Source organism: Parabacteroides caeci (assembly GCF_023656795.1).
Classification (GTDB): Bacteria; Bacteroidota; Bacteroidia; order Bacteroidales; family Tannerellaceae; genus Parabacteroides; species Parabacteroides segnis.
In genome coordinates, this window is the sequence record NZ_JAMOKT010000035.1 from 11670 (window position 1) to 30964 (window position 19295).

Consider the following 19295-nt stretch of genomic DNA (forward strand, 5'->3'; position numbering starts at 1 on the left):
ATCTACGCTTTATACCCATCGAATGGTGAAACTATGGATCATCTATTTTCCCCAATCCGAAGGCTTTGCTCCCATCTGCAATACTAAAGTTCCTCCCTTCATCAGATCGGCATGCATCAGATAACATTTATCGTAAGGCTTTCCATTTAGAGTTGCCTGCTGGATATATATATTTTCAGGGCTATTATTGTGAGCTTCAATCACGAAAGTCTTTCCCTCAGCATAGTCCGGGTCCAGATTGAAGACGACCTTCTCAAACACCGGACTCGTCAGTTCATACCGCTGATCGCCCGGACAAACAGGATGTAATCCACTAGCCGCCAACACATACCAGGCAGACATCTGGCCGACATCTTCATTACCGACCAATCCCAGCACCGAATTTTTATAAGCATTCCGGCAAATATCCCGCGTCCATTTCTGTGTAAGCTCCGGAGCACCCAGGCGGTTGAACAAGAATGGCACGTGATGTACCGGCTCATTGGCATGATTATAATATTGATTCCATAAATAGTTGGCAGGTGTTTGTTCAAACATATCCGTCAGATCGGCCAGCACCTTTTCCCGTCCGCCCATCAGTTTAATCATACCTTCCACATCATGAGGTACAAACCAGCCTTGCTGGTAGGCATTACTTTCCACACAGCCATATCCTTCGGCCAGTCTTCCCTGTTCCGGCAACGGCAAATATTCCCCTTTTTCATTACGGGGACGGAACCATCCGTAATCCGGATCGTACAGGGTCGTATAAGTTCCTGCCCTACGATCAAAAACATCCTTATCCGCCTCTTTCCCTAGCCATTCGGCCAAACGGGCCATACACCAGTCGTTGTAAGCATATTCTAATGTATGGGAAATGGAGCCCGGTGTATATCCGTTCTCATTATTTCCAAACATCCGGGATGTATTCAAAGCATACTGATAAGCCTTGTCTATATCATACGAACGGATTCCTTTAGAATAAGCGTCACATAACACGGAGATAGCCGGATTTCCCAGCATACAGCCGGAATAAGCATTCAGCAACTCCCAACGTTCCAGATAGTTATTTCCGCTCTGGTCCGCAATCTCAACCAACGAATTAATCTGGTCATTGATCAGGGTCGGATTAATAATCGTCTGCAAAGGCATCTGGCTCCGGAAAACATCCCAACCGCTAAAGATCGTCCGTTTAGAAAAACGGTCTGTTACATGTACCTGTTTATCCGCTCCCATATACTCTCCGTTTACATCACTGCAAACACGGGGATCGATCATCGTGTGATAAAAGGCTGTATAAAAGATATGCTTTTCGTCTTCCGTTCCGCCAGACACGAATATTTTGGAAAGTGCGTCATTCCATAGCTGCCGGCAGGATGCCAGTGTCGCATCAAAATCCCACGCATTCATTTCCGAATGCAGGTTCTCTTCTGCATTCCTCATACTGGTAAAAGAAATACCGCTTTTCATCAGAATCTGATCGCCGGTTTCCGTATCAAAGTCTGCATAGAATCCAAGATGTTTGCCTACATAAGAAGTCACGTCCGGAATGATCCGGGCATTCCTCACTACTTCCTGATAGCGTTCGCTCTCTATATCTCCACGTTTGCGCGTCCAGTCGTCCGGTATATCGGCCGACCATACGCCATGCGACCGGAACGGTCTCGAGAACTCGGCATAGAAATAGACGGTATAATCTGCTTTACCGTCGCCATTCCCCCAACCGCCGCCTTCGGGAGGACATTTCATCTCTCCGCGGATCGTATGATCGTTAATCACTTCAACAGCTTGCCAAGTGGAAGTTCCCCCCACCCTTCTCGCCAGGTCTATCTGGATACGCGATTCTTTACTTTCAGGGAATGTAAAACGCAACATTCCGCTATGAGGAAGTGCCGTTGCCTCCGCTTTTATCTGATAATCCGTCAGCATCACAGTGTAATAACCGGCAGAAGCTTCTTCCGAAGACTTGTCGTACCGGGACCGATATCCCTTATCCGGATCGTCCGATGTACCCGAAAATGTATGCAGTTTCCCTACCGTGGGCATAACCAACAGGTTTCCCAGATCGCCATACCAGCCAATCCCGCTCATTTGTGTAAAAGCAAAACCTTCGATAGAAGTATGCTCGTCACTATACCCGGGACCGTTATCCCCTCCGGTAATCGTATTGGGACTGACCTGTACCATACCGAACGGTGCCGTTGCTCCGGGAAAAGTCTTCCCCAGACCATGATAAGAACCTCCTGCATCCATACTGGTGGATGCCCCGATAAAAGGGTTTACATAAGAAGAAAGGGCCTGCTGCTCCTCCGACCGGTCTTTCACTGAGCCACAGGAAGTATAAATTGCACCAAGAACCAATAAACACAAACTAATCTTTTTTTTCATAATGCTATCGATTGATAAGAATGGGACAAAGATACTATTTTATCTCCAACACTTCATTTCCCGTTCTCCGCATTCTAAGTGTTTATTACATCATCAGAGGATACAATCACAAACTAACCGGCGAAAGCAGGGATACTAATTTATTCCTCCCTACTAACTAATTGACAAGTAAGGACTCATTATTGCCAGGGTGTACAGGGTAACCGATTAAGGTGTACAGGTTAATTCGCCAAGGTGTACAGGCTGGTCAGTTATCCTGTACAGGGTAATTATTCAGAGTCGGGAGTTAACTATTAGTTTGTTATAGGCTATGATTTAGTAAGACTGGAGGATAGCAATAGTTTAAAGAAGGGGGCATGATAAAAACATCCTTTATACACAAAGTTTTCAACATTCTATTTGTTATTTGCAATATACCGGTGTAACTCACTGTTAATAAGGATAATGAAGCATTGCAAATGGACTTTTTATTTGCAATGCTATTTGTCATTTGCCATTATTCTTCTTGCTGTTTATATATGACAAATGACAGGTTCATTTATTTCTAATCTTGAATATAACACCATTTAATAGGGATTAATCATCATTTTGATGCAGTAGCTCAGAATATTATGCCATCATCTAATGAAAAACTTTTTCGTTTTTATTTGCTTTATTCAACACTTCTCCATACATTTGTTGCCGTACACACTGGTAAAGCGTTATTGGTCGGTACATTTTATTGATTACGGAAGCGTTTTAAAGATATTATCTTAGTTGGAAACTTCGACACTTTTCAATGTAGCTAGATAATAGACAACTAGAACGCTCACGTACCTTTCCTTGTTATATCTGTTCATAGGCATTGTTATATGCATATGTCTTTATGGATATACTAGATAAAAGGGCGTGAGTTGTTGTTTATATTAGCTACAGGGCAGTCGAAGGCCTCCAACTAGATATAATCAACAATCCTCACGCTTTCTTTATTTGTATAACCATCCACTTGGGGATTGATGGATATCTAGTATTTGTATTTGTATGAAAAATCATGTTCTCAGTTTTTTTCATCGGTTCGCCTTGATACTATTCTTATCAGGGATGTTTATCTGTCAGGCCTATGCGCAAAGAACTACCGTTAAAGGTATTGTAAAAGATCATTCAGGAGAAGCACTTATCGGTGTGAATGTTATGGAAAAAGGAAAGACCAATGGGACCATAACCGGTAGTGATGGAATGTTCAGTCTGAATGTATCTGGAAAAAAGCCGGTATTAGTATGCTCTTATATCGGTTATGTAACGGAGGAAGTTCCTGTCATCGGCCAGGAAATGCTCACAATCACGCTAAAAGAAGACACCGAAGAACTGGACGAAGTGCTGGTTATCGGTTACGGCACGGCTAAGAAAAAAGACCTGACTGGTGCTATTTCCCGTGTAAAAGCAGAAAAAATGGAAGCAGAAGCTCCACGGTCTGTCCAGGACCTGCTACGTGCCAGTGCAGCCGGTTTATCCATCAGTATGTCTACCGATGCAGCCGGTACTGCCGACCTGCAAATACGAGGGAAAAACACGTTAAGCGCAGGTTCGGCTCCCCTGATCGTATTGGATGGTGTCATTTACGACGGTTCCATGCAGGATATCAATGCCATGGATGTCGAAAGCATCGATGTTCTGAAAGATGCCAGTTCAGTCGCTGTCTATGGGGCCAAAGCTGCTAATGGCGTTATTGCCATTACGACAAAAAAGGGGAATACGGGTAAGCCGGTTATCACTTTTAATGCCAATGTCGGCCTGGTACATAATTCCCGACTGCCTAAGACTGTCGACGGAGCAGGCTTTCTGGCTTTCCGTCAGGAATATGCAGAAGGCTTGTTATCACAAGACGAGTTAACCGCACAACCTGGCAAATATGCCGACCCGCGAACCTTGTCATTGATGGGAATCGATCCTTTGACATGGTATAATTACGATCAGAAAAATCCGGGTTCAGCCCTGCCTGATGACAAGACACTAGTCACGACCTGGCTGACCCGTCTGAATCTACAGAATATCGAGATTGAAAATTATCTGAACGGCGTGGAAACCAATTGGGATGACATTGTTTATCAGACCGGCCTGCAACAGGATTATACCACCAGTATTTCCAACCGTACGGATAATTTCTCTTATTACTGGTCGTTAGGATATGCCGACCGTGAAGGAGTAAAAACCGGTGACCGCTACCGGAACTTCCGCTCACGACTGAATCTGGAATCAAAGGTTACTTCTTTTCTTACTGTCGGACTGAATTCCCAGTTCGCAACCCGTATCGGCGGTTACCTGGCTGCCGATGTCGACCAGCGTGAACATAATTCGCCTTACACGACCAATGAAATTGACAACCTGGATAGTCCGTACCGAATGTATCCCTCCGGCGACAACAATACAAAAAATCCATTCTTCGACAACCTGTACCGTGACAGACGCGATATAAACCATGATTTCAATGCCAATTTGTATGCCATCCTGAAACTACCCTTCGGCCTGGAATATCAAATGAATTTTACTCCCCGTTACCATTGGTACGAATACATGAACCATGAATCGTCCCAGCATCCCGAATGGGCCGGAGAAGGCGGCAAGTCGGAACGTAAAAACGAGAAAACGTTTAACTGGCTACTTGACCATATTGTACGCTGGAAACAGGAGTTCGGAAAGGATCACCGTGTAGAAGCGACATTCCTGTTCAATGCGGAAAAAGGACAATGGTGGCAAACGGTAGCCAAGAACCAGCAATTTACCCCGAGCGACGTACTGGGGTATCATAATATCGGAGCAGGAGCCATTCCATCCGTTTCCAGTAACGATACTTATAAAACCGGGGATGCGCTGATGGGACGTATATTCTACTCTTTCAAGGATAAGTATCTGATCACAGCCTCGGTACGCCGTGACGGTTATTCCGCTTTCGGGCAGATGAATCCGCGTGCCACATTCCCTGCCGTGGCTTTAGGATGGGTCTTTACTTCCGAAAAATTTATGGAGGCATCGGGTAGCTGGCTGAATTACGGGAAGCTCCGTTTCTCCTGGGGACAGAACGGGAACAGGGATATCGGTCAATATGATGCGCTGGCTTCCCTTAACTCCGGACTGCATCCCTATATCGACCAGAACGGAAATGTGTATGTTACCTCCCAGATATACATCAACCGTATGCCGAACAATACATTGAAATGGGAACGTACTGCCTCTTATAATATAGGTATCGACTTCTCTGTGTGCGGTGACAGACTGAGCGGTAGCATGGAAACCTACATGGCCGAAACCAACGATCTGCTGGTTAACCGCTCCCTGCCCTCTATTTTAGGATATGACAATGTGAAGGCCAACCTGGGAACACTGACCAACCGCGGTTTTGAACTGACCTTAAATGCCAATGTGATAGAGAACAGAAACTTCTCCTGGAATTCAAGCGGAACCTTCTCTTTCAACCGGCGGAAAATCAAACATCTGTACGGAGACAAAGAAGAAATAAAGGATGCCGACGGGAATGTGATCGGTTATAAAGAAGCGGACGACCTGGCAAACAAATGGTTTATCGGGCATGATACGGATCAGATCTGGAACTATGAACGCGACGGCGTCTGGCAACTCGGAGAAGAAGAAGAGGCTGCCAAATATGGGAATAAGCCGGGTGATTTCAAATATATCGACCAGAATAACGACGGGGTAATGGATAATGATGACAAAATATTCCAGGGTTACACCACTCCACGCTTCCGCTGGTCCTGGAGAAATGAGTTCACATTCTATAAGAACTTCAATTTATCCTTTATGGTGTATTCGCACATCGGGCAATACGGGACCTTCAACCGGGCAGCCAATACGGGAGGAATGTTCGACCGCTACACCGTTGTAGATATCCCGCGCTGGACAAAAGATAATCCGACGAACGATTATGGACGCCTGGGCTCCAAGAACATCGGCAGTAATTACGTAAAGAAAACATTCGTACGTATGGAAAACATCACACTGTCATATAATGTGCCGCAGAATTTCCTGAAAAGATTCTCCGTACAGAACATGCGTTTCTCCGTTGCCGTCCGTAATCCGTTCGTCATCACGGGATGGACTTTCGGTGATCCGGAAGGCGGCGACACAACGCTGAGAACCGTCAATTTCGGCGTAAACTTTACTTTATAAACATTGATTAACCCATAAGAATTAAGATTATGAATCAGAATAATAAAAAATACCTGGTACTGGCTTTAGCAGCCTTACCTTTACTGAATTCCTGCAATGACAGTTGGCTCGACCCGAAGCCGCTATCTTTTTATACTCCCGAAAATACCTATGTAGATGCTGCCGGTTTGTATTCGGCACTGGTTGCCTGTGAACGTAATATGCGCCACGAATTCTTTACGGACGGTGCCCCGATCCTGACGGAAATGTATACCGCAGATATTGCCGTACATGGGAAAACCGACGAAAGCGGTTCGTTGGTGGACTTCGATAACGAGATGCTTCCTGCCCGAACCAAGAATGATATGAAAGGCAAGAACGGCTGGTATTGGGCAGAAGGTTTTAAAGGAATCAAGTATGCCAATATTGTGATCAGTCGTCTGGATGCCGCCACTTTCAAGGATGAGGCGGAACGGAATGCCGTACTGGGCGGAGCCTATTTCCACCGCTCCTATCGTTACTATAAACTCACCCACCAATTCGGAGACGTTCCCTGGTTGAGTGAAGAAATTACCCGGCCGAAACTCGACTTTTACTCCTATGACCGTTGGAGCATTCTTGAGCAATGCAAAAAAGATATGGAATTCGCTTACCAATGGGTACCCGAACAAATGGACCGGGGCCGAGCCAACAAAGATGCCTGCGGTATGTTACTGATGAAAATATGCATGTCATTGGGAGACTTTGACCGGGCCATCGAAATCGGAAAGGAAGTCGTCGCACGGCACCCGCTGATGACACAGCGCTTCACGACCAACCAAAACAAGCCCAATACGAATTTAATGCATGACCTGCATAGCGTAGAAGCCAAAATAGACATGAGCAACACGGAGGGCATCATGTATGTGGTAGCCTACCCCGACATCGTCGAAGCCGGAAGCAAACGCATTTATACGATGCGTAACGGACTCCCTTACTGGGCAAAAGGGGCAGCGATCAAGACACCCGACGGGAAGTCAGGAACAGCCATCGTCCCAGCATCCGAAGATAAAAACACGGAAATTGACAATGATGCCAATTACGGCCGTGGCATCGGAACCTGTCGTCCTACGAATTATTTCCAGTATGAGATCTGGACCGACAAGGAAAAGAATGACCTGCGCAGTCCGAACAATCATGACAGCTGGAAACGTATGGAAGACCTGCGGTATAATGAGCCGAGCCTGAAGAAGAACAACAGCCCGTGGTATGGCCAGCAACTGGTACGTCCGAACGACATCTCCGTGGCAGACTCCATCCGTTGCTGGTACATGTGGCCACATTATAAACTGTTTGTCCCAGACCCAACGAAAACCCAGGATCTTCAGGGTGGCGAAACACCCTGGTACATCTACCGTTCAGCAGAAACCTATCTGATGATGGCCGAATGTTATTATTGGAAAGGCGACAATGCCAACGCCGCCTCCATGCTGAATATCGTCCGTGCACGTGCCGGAGCCGAGCCTTTGAGCGGCACGATCGGTATAGCAGAAGTACTGGCTGAACGTGCCCGTGAGTTGTATTATGAAGAGAACCGCCATGTAGAACTGGTCCGTATATCCTATCTGTATGCCAAAACAGGCAAAGCATGTGAGGCTTTCGGAGGACGTATCTATACCCTGAATAATTTCTCAGGACCAGGTGGAACCGGAACAAACAACAAAGACGCAGGCGTGAATTTCTATTTTGACTGGGTGATCAAACACAATAACTTCTATAATAAAGGTATCGTTATCCCTTATGGCGAATATCGTCTGAGTGTACATCATGTACTGTGGCCCGTTCCGGAAAATGCGATCAAGACAAATACCGGAGGAGTTATCAATCAGAATATCGGATATCCGGGAGCAGAAAACAATATCACTCCCCTGAAAGTAGGCGAAGTAATTCCTGAAACAGAATAGACCAATGATAAGAAGCGCAATTCATTAGAAACATCAACAATGCGCTATGCCCCGGACGATCGGAAGAAAGTGGAATACACCGGATTCGGAGACTCCGGGGCTAAAAAACAAAATACCGATTGACTGGTGTCCAATTCCTTATCGGCATAAACCTCAAATCAAACACCAGATCAATCGGTATATTTTTTACAACTTTATTATTCGTAATATCTTATCCGTCGCCCCGGCATTGCCATTTACAAACTGTCCGGCACTTTCGCCCGCAGCGTCCAGCACTTCATGATAGGTCAGCAGTTCGTCCATCTTCTCGCAGAAAGATTGTTTATCTGATACGGAGAAGCCGCCTCCCACCTTGATCAGGTCTTTTGCTTCCTTGAACTTATGATATTTCGGACCGAATAAAACCGGAATGCCATAAACTGCCGCTTCAAGCGTGTTATGAATACCCGCTCCGAAACCGCCGCCAATATAAGCGATCGTTCCATACCGGTAGATAGAAGACAATAAACCGAAACTGTCGACAATCAGACAATCTTTACCTTCCGCCAGAGACTGGTCATGAAACACATCCGACAAACGGACAGAAGGACGTTTCAACAACGATTCGATATACATCAGATGTTCACGGTGAATCTCATGCGGAGCGATAATCAGCTTCATCTCCGGATGCTCATTGAAATAAGGGATCAGAATCTCTTCATCCTGCGGCCAGGAACTTCCGGCAACAAGGGTCAATCTTTTCTCCTTTCCTCCTTCACAGACAAAATGTTCCACTGGCGATAACTCACGTGCCTGGTTACGGACATCCAGTACCCGATCGAAACGGGTATCTCCCGTAACAGTTACATTTGTTATCCCGAACTCTTTCAGCAAAGCTGCCGAACGGTCATCCTGCACAAACAAATGGGTAAAGCAATAAAGCATCTTCCTGTACGGATAACCGAACCACTGGAAGAACAACTGATCGCGACGGAATATGGATGAAATGATGTACACCGGGATATTGCGATGCTTCAACTCTTGCAGATAGTTTCCCCAAAACTCGTATTTAATAAATACAGCAATGGAAGGATTTGCCAGATTCAGGAATTTCTTCACCCGGTAAGGCGTATCGAAGGGCAGATAGCAAATGACATCTGCCCCGTTATAATTCTTACGGACTTCATATCCCGAAGGGGAAAAGAAAGTAAGTAGTATTTTATACTCCGGATGTTCCGCCTTGATCTTCTCCATCATCGGACGTCCCTGTTCGAACTCGCCCAGGGAAGAAGCATGAAACCAGATATATTTTGCATTCCGGTCGATCTTCTCACGAAGAATGGAATTCGTTTTCCACTGCCCCAGACGCATGATCCGGGCCTTCTTATGGAATGGAGAAATCAACGCAATGATAAATGCGTAAAAGTGGATTGCCAGACTATACATAACTTATTTAAGCACTTCAATCGCTCTTTCGATACGGCGAATAGATTCTTCTTTTCCTAATGCTTCTGTAATATCAAAGATATGAGGACCTTTTCCTTCACCGACTAATGCCAGACGGGTAGCATTCATTATATTACCCAAATGGTAGCCTTTGCTTTCGATCCAGGCTTTCACCTCTTCTTCCGTTCCTTCGATATCGAACGGTTCACGAACGCGCAGTACTTCGATCAGTTCTGCCAACTGGGCAGCAGAATCGGCCTTCCAGCGTTTTTTCGTTGTCTTCTCATCGTATTCGGTCGGAGCAATAAAGAAGAATGCACAAACATCCCATAATTCCTTAATAAAAGAAACACGGTCTTTCATCATGCCGACAACCTTCTCCACATATGCCGGATCGGCTTTTATACCGTGGCTTTCAAGGATAGGCATGAACAATGCTGCGACTTCTTTATTGTCTTTTTTCTGGATATACTGGTGGTTGAACCATTTTCCCTTTTCATAGTCGAACTTGGCACCGGCTTTGCTGCAACGGGTAAGATCGAAATAGTTGATCAGTTCGTCCATACTCATGATTTCCTGATCGTTACCTGGATTCCATCCTAACAGGGCCAGGAAGTTAACAACCGCTTCCGGCAGGTAACCGCTTTCACGGTATCCTGAAGAGATATCACCGGTTTTAGGGTCATGCCATTCCAACGGGAATACAGGGAATCCCAGACGGTCACCGTCACGCTTGCTCAGTTTACCGTTTCCTTCCGGTTTCAATAACAAAGCCAGGTGGGCAAACTGCGGCATCGTATCTGCCCAACCCAGATAACGGTACAGCAATACATGAAGGGGAGCGCTCGGCAACCACTCTTCGCCACGGATCACATGAGTGACTTCCATCAAGTGGTCATCGACAATGTTTGCCAGGTGGTATGTAGGCAACTGGTCAGCCGATTTATATAATACCTTATCATCCAGGATAGAAGAGTTGATTACCACTTCACCACGGATAATATCATTCACATGAATATCTTCGTTCGGCTCGATCTTGATACGGACAACATACTGGTTTCCGACATCGATCAACGCCTTTGTCTCTTCAGCAGAAAGTGTCAGGGAGTTACGCATCTGCAAACGGGTGGAAGCATCATACTGGAAATTGGCAATTTCCTGACGTTTGGCATCCAGTTCAGCCGGTGTATCAAATGCAATATAAGCCAGACCGTCATTCAGCAACTGGTCGACATATTGCCTGTAAATAGCTTTTCGCTCGCTCTGACGGTACGGACCGTATTCGCCACCAAAGTTCACACCTTCGTCGAATTTGATACCCAACCAGGTAAGCGCTTCAATAATATAAGCCTCCGCTCCCGGAACAAACCGTTGAGAGTCGGTATCTTCAATACGTAAGATCAAATCTCCGCCATTCTGTTTGGCAAATAAATAGTTGTATAAAGCTGTACGAACACCTCCGATATGCAGCGCCCCTGTCGGGCTGGGTGCAAAACGGACTCTAACTTTCCTTTGAGTCATAATTATTTCATTCTATAATAATGCGGCAAAAGTAGTCCTTTTTTTTCTCTTACTAAACTTTTTTATGTACATTTCGCCCTCAAATGAGAATCTTATGAAACTAAAAAACTATAGCATACACCCAGCCGTATATTTCATCGTGGCATCTTTGCTGATCGCCTACTTTTTTCCTCGCGAGGGAAAGTTCCGTTACCAGTTCTACGAAGGCAAGCCCTGGAGGTACGGATTACTGACGGCACCAAGCGATTTTCCTATCTACAAGACTGATGCAGAAGTCGATGCCGAGAAAGATAGCGTTTTGAAAAACTTCGAACCGTATTTCCGTATGGATGCGACTGTCGAGAACACAGAAGTCGACAAATTGCGAGCCGCCTATGCCAATGGCCTGAACCGAAAAGCGACACCAGCCTATATGCATTATATCGAAAATAGTTTGATCAGCCTATATAAAAACGGGATTATCTCATCACAGGAACAGGAAAAACTGAAAATGGATAACTATGAGCGTGTCAATCTGCTGAAGAACAACATCGCCCACTCCCGGTATGCCAGTGACTTTTTCACCATAAAAACGGCTTATGAGTTTATCATAAACAATTGTCCGTCGCGTCTGGACAAATCGGTCCTGCAATCCTGCGATATAAATAACTATCTGAAGGAAAATATATCGTATGATGAAGCGATGTCGGAGAAAGTGAAAGACGATATGCTCCGGAGCGTATCCCTGGCAAACGGTATGGTACAGGCCGGAGAACGTATTGTAGACAGGGGAGAGATTATTGATAACCATACCTATAATGTACTGCGTTCATTGAAGATTGTGCACGAGACCAAGTCGGGCGGTGCACAACGCCAAAGCATTATTCTCGGAGGGCAGTTTGTATTGGTCTGCGGCATCATCTTCTGTTTCTGGTTATACCTGTGGTCTTTCCGGTTAAAGATATTGCACAACAGGCGGAATGCGCTTTTCCTTATTCTATGCATATTTGTCAGTTGCATATTAACGGAGTTATGCGTCACTTATGCGCTGTTCAATGTTTATATCCTGCCTTATGCGATCGTGCCTATTGTTGTCCGGACCTTCTTCGATTCACGTACAGCCTTATTTACGCATCTGGTCATCGTGCTGATCTGTTCGCTGATGGTACCTTTCCCGCATGAGTTCCTGCTGTTGCAGATCATCGCCGGAATGGTGGTTACATTCAGTCTGAGAGACCTGTCGGAACGTTCGCAACTGATTCGCTGTGCATTCCTGATCTTTATGTCCTATACGTTATGTTATATCAGCCTTGCCCTGTATCAGGAAGCGGACTTCAACAAGATCAACTGGTTGATGCTTCTATACTTCGGTATCAATTTCATCCTGCTGATGTTTACTTACATCCTGGTTTATATGCTGGAAAAAACATTCGGATATGTATCGAGCATCACGCTGGTGGAACTATCCAATATCAATACGCCTATTCTTAAAAAGTTGTCGGAAACATCTCCCGGAACATTCCAGCATTCCTTGCAGGTTTCTATCCTGGCATCGGAAGCCGCTGCAAAAATCGGGGCAAATGCCCAACTGGTCCGTACAGGAGCCATGTATCATGATATAGGAAAGATGGCAAACCCGGCTTTCTTCACCGAAAACCAAAGCAGCGTGAATCCGCACGGCCAACTGACTTTCGACCAGAGTGCCAAAGTAATCATAAATCATGTCACCGATGGAGTCAGGATTGCAGAAAAGGCATTGTTGCCCAAGGCCGTCGTTGATTTCATCCGTACACATCACGGATTAGGAAAGGCTAAATATTTCTATAATTCATTCAAAAACCAATATCCGGATAAAGAGATCGATGAAAAGGCGTTTACTTATCCGGGACCTAACCCGTTCTCGAAAGAGACTGCCGTGCTGATGATGGCAGACTCCGTTGAAGCCGCCTCCCGCAGCCTGAAAGAGCATACGGAAGAAAGCATCAGACAGTTGGTGGATAAAATTATTGACGGACAGATAGCAGACGGATTACTGAAAAGTGCCCCGCTGACGTTCCGGGATGTAGAGACGATCAAAAGCGTGTTTGTCGACAAGCTGAAAACAATGTTCCACACCCGTATCAGTTATCCCGACCTGAAGAAATAGTTTCAAGCAATCCTCCACAGGCGTCTTCCAGCAAATCGAGTACCAACTCAAAACCGGAGGCGCCCCCGTAATACGGGTCGGGGACATGATCATACAACTTATTACGGGAATATTCCGTCATCTGATGTATTTTAGCTACAGATTCCAGATCGGGAGCTTTCCGTTTCAGGTCATCTATATTCCGGTCGTCCATTCCGATGATCAGATCAAAATCATAAAAGTCAGTCGTACGAACCGGACGGGAAATAGAATCCAGCACATATCCCCGGCGGGAGGCATGCGCCCTCATCCGCTGATCGGCTCGTTCTCCCTCATGGTATCCCATGATACCTGCCGAATCGACTTCTATATAATTGTCAAGGCCGGCATCTTTTACCAGTTTCTTCATCACCGCCTCAGCCGACGGAGAACGACAAATATTCCCCAGACAAACAAACAATATCTTATACTCTTTCTTCTCTCCCATAATTTTCAATTCTCAATTTTCAATATTCAATTATCAAGCCGGGTCCACATCATAATGCACCAGCAATTGCCTGAATGGCAAATAGCGTTGCATCTCTGAATGGACAGCCTCCAGTATTTCCCTGACAGGGGCAATGGCGGCGGCTATCTCTATTTTCAACACAATCTTCTTGATATGCAAAGTCTGCACACGTGTTACCGGAGGGGTGACAGGCCCCAGTACCCGTTCTCCGAGACGGGCATGCAGTTTCTCGGCATAGATCACCGACAGTTCCTGCAAAACCGACTCATTGCGGCTCCGGAGCACCAATACGATCAACCGATAATAAGGAGGATACCGGAACATGCTGCGCTCGCTCAACTGCAAACGAACCATTTCCTTATAAGCAAAATGCTGCACCATCCGTATCAGAGGATGTTCCGGCTGGGAAGTTTGCAAAACAACCGTACCACGTTTATCCCTTCTCCCCGCTCGTCCGCTTACCTGCACCATCAGTTGGAAAGCACGTTCGTGAGCTCGGAAATCGGGATAGTTCATCAGGTTATCGGCATTCAGGATTCCAACAATACTGACATTTCCAAAGTCCAACCCTTTCGACAACATCTGTGTTCCGATCAGTATCTGCGTCTTTCCTTTCTCGAAATCCGAAATAATACGTTCGTAAGCCGTACGGGTACGGGCGGTATCAAAATCCAGCCGCTCTACTTTGGCTGCCGGAAACAGGGAAGCAATCTCCTCTTCCACTTTCTCCGTACCGAATCCCATCATTTTCAACTCCGAACTCTGACATTCCGGACAATGGGGCGGTAACTGGATTGTATATCCGCAATAATGACAAACCAGTTGATTATGGTATTTATGGTAAGTCAGACTGACATCGCAATTCACACAATGAGGCACCCATCCGCAACTCTTACACTCGATCATCGGAGCAAACCCACGCCGGTTCTGAAACAGGATAGCCTGTTCACCACGTGCGATAGCGGCATTCACCTTTTCAACCAGCAAAGGAGAGAAAAGCGTATCCTTCATAATCTTTTTACGCTTCAGTTCCTTTATATCCGCCGTGATAATCTCCGGCATCAGACAGTCGCCGAAACGGGTTGTCAGTTCGACCAGTCCATATTTGCCGGTCGTTGCATTGAAATAGGAATCGATCGAAGGAGTAGCCGATCCCAGTAAAGTCTTTGCCCCATGCATCCCAGCCAATACGATCGCGGCATTACGGGCATGATAGCGTGGTGCCGGATCTTGCTGTTTGTAGGTGTTTTCGTGTTCCTCATCTACGATAATTAGTCCCAGATCCTTAAACGGGAGAAAGAGAGAGGAACGAACACCCAGTACGACCATGGGCTCGCCACCGTGAAGAAGTTTGTTCCATACCTCCACACGTTCATTATCGGAAAATTTAGAATGATATACCAACAGTTTGTTTCCAAACAATTTAGCCAGCCGTTCCGTGATCTGGGTAGTGATGGCTATCTCCGGAAGCATATATAAAACCTGCCTGCCCATCTTCAGGACCTCGTCGATCAGTCGGACATAGATTTCCGTTTTTCCGCTCGAAGTAACGCCGTGAAGCAGGCAAACCTCTTTAGATGTAAATACATCGTGTATTTCGCCGTACGCTTTTTCCTGTGCCGGACTGAGCGGACTGAGCGATTGCAACCGGCATACCGGCACCTGCAAGCGTCCGACTTCTTTTTCATAGCTTTCCAAAACACCCCGCTTCAGCAGCCCGTCCAATATGGCAGCAGAACAGCCACTGTGTTCCAGCAACTCCTTTCTTGAAACCTCCTTACTCAACGACGGGTTTAAGGCATGACTCAAATCTAGAAAAGAGACCAGCAGAAGTTCCTGTTTCTTTGCCCGCTTAAAATCAGCAAAAACCTCTTGCAAACGCTCCTCGCTGGCATATTCCTGCGACAGCCGGATAAATGTCTGCATCTTCGGCACAAATCCGCGTTTCATCTCTTCGCTGACCTCGACAGCGCCGCGCACCATCAAGGAAGCCACAATCGGCACGACATTACGCAAACCGGTTCTTTTCTCCAGTTCGGATACGGTCAGTTTGAGTACGCCTTTAAAGGCATCCAATACAGCCTGCTCGTTGGGACGCAAAGGACCGTCAGCTACAAAATCGGCTTTATAGGTAACGGCTGTTTCACTTTCCAGCTTCAGCCCGGAAGGCAGGGCGGCTTTATAGACATCGCCCAGCTTACACATGTAGTAAGAGGAAATCCATTTCCAAAAACGAAGCTGCTGCCGGCGAAGCACAGGGGTTGCATCCAGCAGGGCATAAATTTCTTTCGTCTCAAAGTCTGTATCGGGCTTACGCTCGTGCACATCCATTACGATGGCCGTATAATAGCGTTTCTTGCCGAAATGAACGATTACCCGGCAACCGGGAATAACGGCTGTTTCCAGATCGGAAGGAATGCTATAAGTATAGCTATTTTCCAACGGCAGGGGTAGTATGACATCTGCATATTTCATTTACGAGGTCAAAAGTAACAAAAAAAGGGACATTAAAAAACTATTAGGGGACACAGACAACGCTGTCTGCATCCCCCAATACGAGCATATATTCCGGTTAGAACAAGATGGCAGCCGTAATAGACCATCCACGGTTCCTGGCATTCATATCATATTTTTCAGCACTGTAATTATCGGTCAGTCCCAAACCATAGTTTATACCGACCTGCAAATGACTGATCAGTTCCACTCCTGCTCCAAAATTAAGACCGGCACTAAAGTTCTTGGCCTTCACCTGTCCTACTACACTTCCGGGAATCTCCCAGAACTTATCGCCTCCTACACGGAAACCGATATACGGACCGGCAGCCAGATATCCTTTAATGATAGGCAGTCCGAACTTCCATTTCAAATTCACCGGAACATCGATATAATCTGTTTTCACATTCGTGGAAGTTCCTGCCTCCGACTTCACATCCATCCCTTTCTGTGAATAGAGGATCGCCGCATCCAATCCTATGCCTATCAACGGAATGGTTGTCTCGATCATCGGACCGATCTGAAACCCTGTCACATTATCCGCTTTCAGGATATCGGAATTCATATGAACGGATGATATGTTCACCCCACCTTTTATCCCAAACTTCAACTGGGACTTTGCCGGTACAGCTATGAATACCATCAAAATAACCAAAACTAAACCTGTAACCTTCTTCATATTGCCTGTTGTTAATTAATTATGCTTGCAAATAAACATACTTTTCGTAGAATAAACAAGTATAATATGAAAGGGTTTAATTTTATCATTCACCTTCGTTCCAGCCAGGATTCTGTGTCAATGCCGGATTCAAGGCAATCTCATCCGTCGGTACACAATACAAATAATATTTGTCCAACCAACCAAAACCGGAAGAAACAGGATCCTGATAACGATAGATAAACCCAGGTCCCGTACGAGGATCCGTTTCATTCTCTCCTACAGTCTGATATTTTTCCAAATAATCTGCCTTACCCGAAAGATCCGTGCAGGTTTCATCTATCCACATACCTTTCTGTTGACGGTTCACATACCATTTGGCACATTTCCAACGGCGAACATCATAAAAGCCAAAACCTTCTCCCATCAATTCAATCATACGTTCACGACGAATCTCCCACAGAACCGGGGCTATCAACTTTCCAGAGTCGTCAGTACCACGTTTCGGATCAAAGCTTTCGTTAATTTCCGAAACCGTCATTCTTCCCACTCCGACACGTTCACGTAATTTATTTATGGTACGATCGGCTATTTGCTGGTCAAACTCGCCCAACTCATACTTACACTCTGCGTAATTCAACAGGATTTCCTCTATTTTAAATATCGGCAAATCCGGACTGTTTAAATTCGCAGATTGATTTCTATCCCAGTTGTTGTAACATTTCCATACGTAATAACCACTATTGCAAGTCTGATAAGCTCCGTTCGTACGGGTTGCATTGTTCAAATGGGGTGCCTCGTTCATGGGAGCATCTCCCCAGTTTTGAGTAGGAAGCCGCTTCATACCACGATTCAAATCACCTCCGAAAGGCAACGTCGCAGTAGAAACAGACTGACCGTGATTGGCTCCGAAAATATCGATAAACTCACGATCTTCCGGTTTATTGGTGAAAAACCAGTTCTTATCAGCCGGAATACCATCTTCCTGATAAGCACCCAACTCCGGATAAGCAGTAGCTTCCGTTTTTGAAAGTACCCTGAAAGGCGGCATTACGACATGCCACAAACGTGGATCACGATTACGGAATACGGCATGTATGCTTCGGTTCTCCGGTCCGAATTGATATTGTTTCGAATTAGATATTGTTTTACCATCCTGACACAAATACATATCCACCGTATATTGCGGCATTTCATAATTATGTGCAGCAATATGTTCATAATCGCTAAAACGGTGAGGATTCACTTCCCCTACAATCCGTTTATAAAAGATAACCCCAGGAACACCTTTCAAGTTCAGGCTTGTCCATAATTCTCCATAACCGGCTCCCGGAACAGGTTCTCCCTTATCATTCTTAGCCACACCCTGGTATAAAGAAGGGTAATCGGCCATCAACAACTCGGAATACTTCGCACAGGCCTGCAAATATTTCTCTGCATCTCCCAATCCATGATATTTACGCCATGTGCCTTCACGCAGGCCGAAACGTGATATCAATACACGGATACAATCCCGGTTTACCGAATTATCGCCATCTTTGGCGGAGCTTCCGATGTTTGCTTCTGCCCAAATCAACCGATCCAAAACCTTTGCAGCAACTTCGTCTCTCGACATCCGTGCCATAAAACGTTCTTCCGAATTATCCGTAATAATTTTATCGACCCAAGGGATATCCCCAAAACGGTCTATCAATTCCATATACCAGAAAGAATGGAAGAAAAAGCCTACTGCTTTCCAATGATCCATTTCTTCAGCAGAAAGCACGCCATCTTCCAAGTGAGAAAGCATAATATTTACACGACGGATATATTGAAAATCCCAACCATTACCGGATGCAGAGCGGGTGACATCCTGAAAAGCATAATTGTTATATCCGTTTTTCTGTCCTAAATAACCGGCCCAGAAATCTCCGCGGTATATCGATTTTGCCCCATAGCCGTTCACTGCCGTCCGAATGGTTACATCTGAGAACATTTCATAACATGGGTACATAAAATACCGATAATTATCATATGATAAAAAGGAGTTTCCTTCCGTTAAATCCGTTTTGGGATACTTTTCGAGAAAGTCATCGTTACACGCAGAAAATATAACTCCCAACATTACTAAAAATCCTATAACTAGTTTTTTCATTG

Annotated in this window: 10 protein-coding genes; 3 read left to right on the top strand and 7 right to left on the bottom strand. The window is 45.6% G+C overall.

Going from position 1 to position 19295, the window contains the following annotated elements:
- Nucleotides 1-42 precede the first annotated feature (42 nt).
- Nucleotides 43-2367 (bottom strand): GH92 family glycosyl hydrolase, encoded by a 2325-nt coding sequence (locus tag NBH15_RS17020; RefSeq protein ID WP_250823137.1) that lies wholly within the window; start codon nucleotides 2365-2367, stop codon nucleotides 43-45.
- A gap of 1020 nt (nucleotides 2368-3387) precedes the next feature.
- Between NBH15_RS17020 and NBH15_RS17025 the strand changes: the two genes are divergently transcribed.
- Both NBH15_RS17025 and NBH15_RS17030 read left to right on the top strand, forming a co-directional pair.
- Complete coding sequence (locus tag NBH15_RS17025) at nucleotides 3388-6528, top strand: SusC/RagA family TonB-linked outer membrane protein (protein WP_287626195.1); 3141 nt, start codon at nucleotides 3388-3390, stop codon at nucleotides 6526-6528.
- Nucleotides 6529-6557: 29 nt separating this feature from the next.
- A complete protein-coding gene (locus NBH15_RS17030; RefSeq protein ID WP_244050710.1) occupies nucleotides 6558-8450 on the top strand; it encodes a RagB/SusD family nutrient uptake outer membrane protein in 1893 nt (630 codons plus the stop codon).
- Nucleotides 8451-8636: 186 nt separating this feature from the next.
- Here NBH15_RS17030 and NBH15_RS17035 read toward each other — a convergent pair whose 3' ends face one another.
- Together NBH15_RS17035 and gltX are read right to left on the bottom strand one after the other, a co-directional pair.
- A complete protein-coding gene (locus NBH15_RS17035; RefSeq protein ID WP_244050709.1) occupies nucleotides 8637-9875 on the bottom strand; it encodes a 3-deoxy-D-manno-octulosonic acid transferase in 1239 nt (412 codons plus the stop codon).
- 3 nt (nucleotides 9876-9878) lie between these two features.
- Nucleotides 9879-11396 carry a glutamate--tRNA ligase gene (gene gltX, locus NBH15_RS17040; protein ID WP_250823139.1) on the bottom strand — a complete coding sequence of 506 codons (1518 nt, stop codon included), beginning with the start codon at nucleotides 11394-11396 and terminating at the stop codon, nucleotides 9879-9881.
- Nucleotides 11397-11490: 94 nt separating this feature from the next.
- Between gltX and NBH15_RS17045 the strand changes: the two genes are divergently transcribed.
- Complete coding sequence (locus tag NBH15_RS17045; protein ID WP_250823140.1) at nucleotides 11491-13521, top strand: HD family phosphohydrolase; 2031 nt, start codon at nucleotides 11491-11493, stop codon at nucleotides 13519-13521.
- On the opposite strand, the gene NBH15_RS17050 is transcribed toward NBH15_RS17045, so the two are convergent.
- The 4 genes from NBH15_RS17050 to NBH15_RS17065 all read right to left on the bottom strand — a co-directional run bounded on the left by NBH15_RS17050 (nucleotide 13496) and on the right by NBH15_RS17065 (nucleotide 19293).
- The gene (locus tag NBH15_RS17050) at nucleotides 13496-13987 is read right to left on the bottom strand and encodes a low molecular weight protein-tyrosine-phosphatase (protein ID WP_122329206.1); all 492 of its coding nucleotides are present in this window, start codon (nucleotides 13985-13987) and stop codon (nucleotides 13496-13498) included. The two genes, NBH15_RS17045 and NBH15_RS17050, sit on opposite strands and share 26 nt — an antisense overlap.
- Nucleotides 13988-14020: 33 nt before the next feature.
- Nucleotides 14021-16483 (bottom strand): replication restart helicase PriA, encoded by a 2463-nt coding sequence (gene priA / locus NBH15_RS17055; RefSeq protein WP_250823141.1) that lies wholly within the window; start codon nucleotides 16481-16483, stop codon nucleotides 14021-14023.
- A 97-nt stretch (nucleotides 16484-16580) separates the two neighbouring features.
- A complete protein-coding gene (locus NBH15_RS17060) occupies nucleotides 16581-17180 on the bottom strand; it encodes a porin family protein (protein WP_128133201.1) in 600 nt (199 codons plus the stop codon).
- An 85-nt stretch (nucleotides 17181-17265) separates the two neighbouring features.
- Nucleotides 17266-19293 (bottom strand): RagB/SusD family nutrient uptake outer membrane protein, encoded by a 2028-nt coding sequence (locus NBH15_RS17065; RefSeq protein WP_244050706.1) that lies wholly within the window; start codon nucleotides 19291-19293, stop codon nucleotides 17266-17268.
- Nucleotides 19294-19295 lie beyond the last annotated feature (2 nt).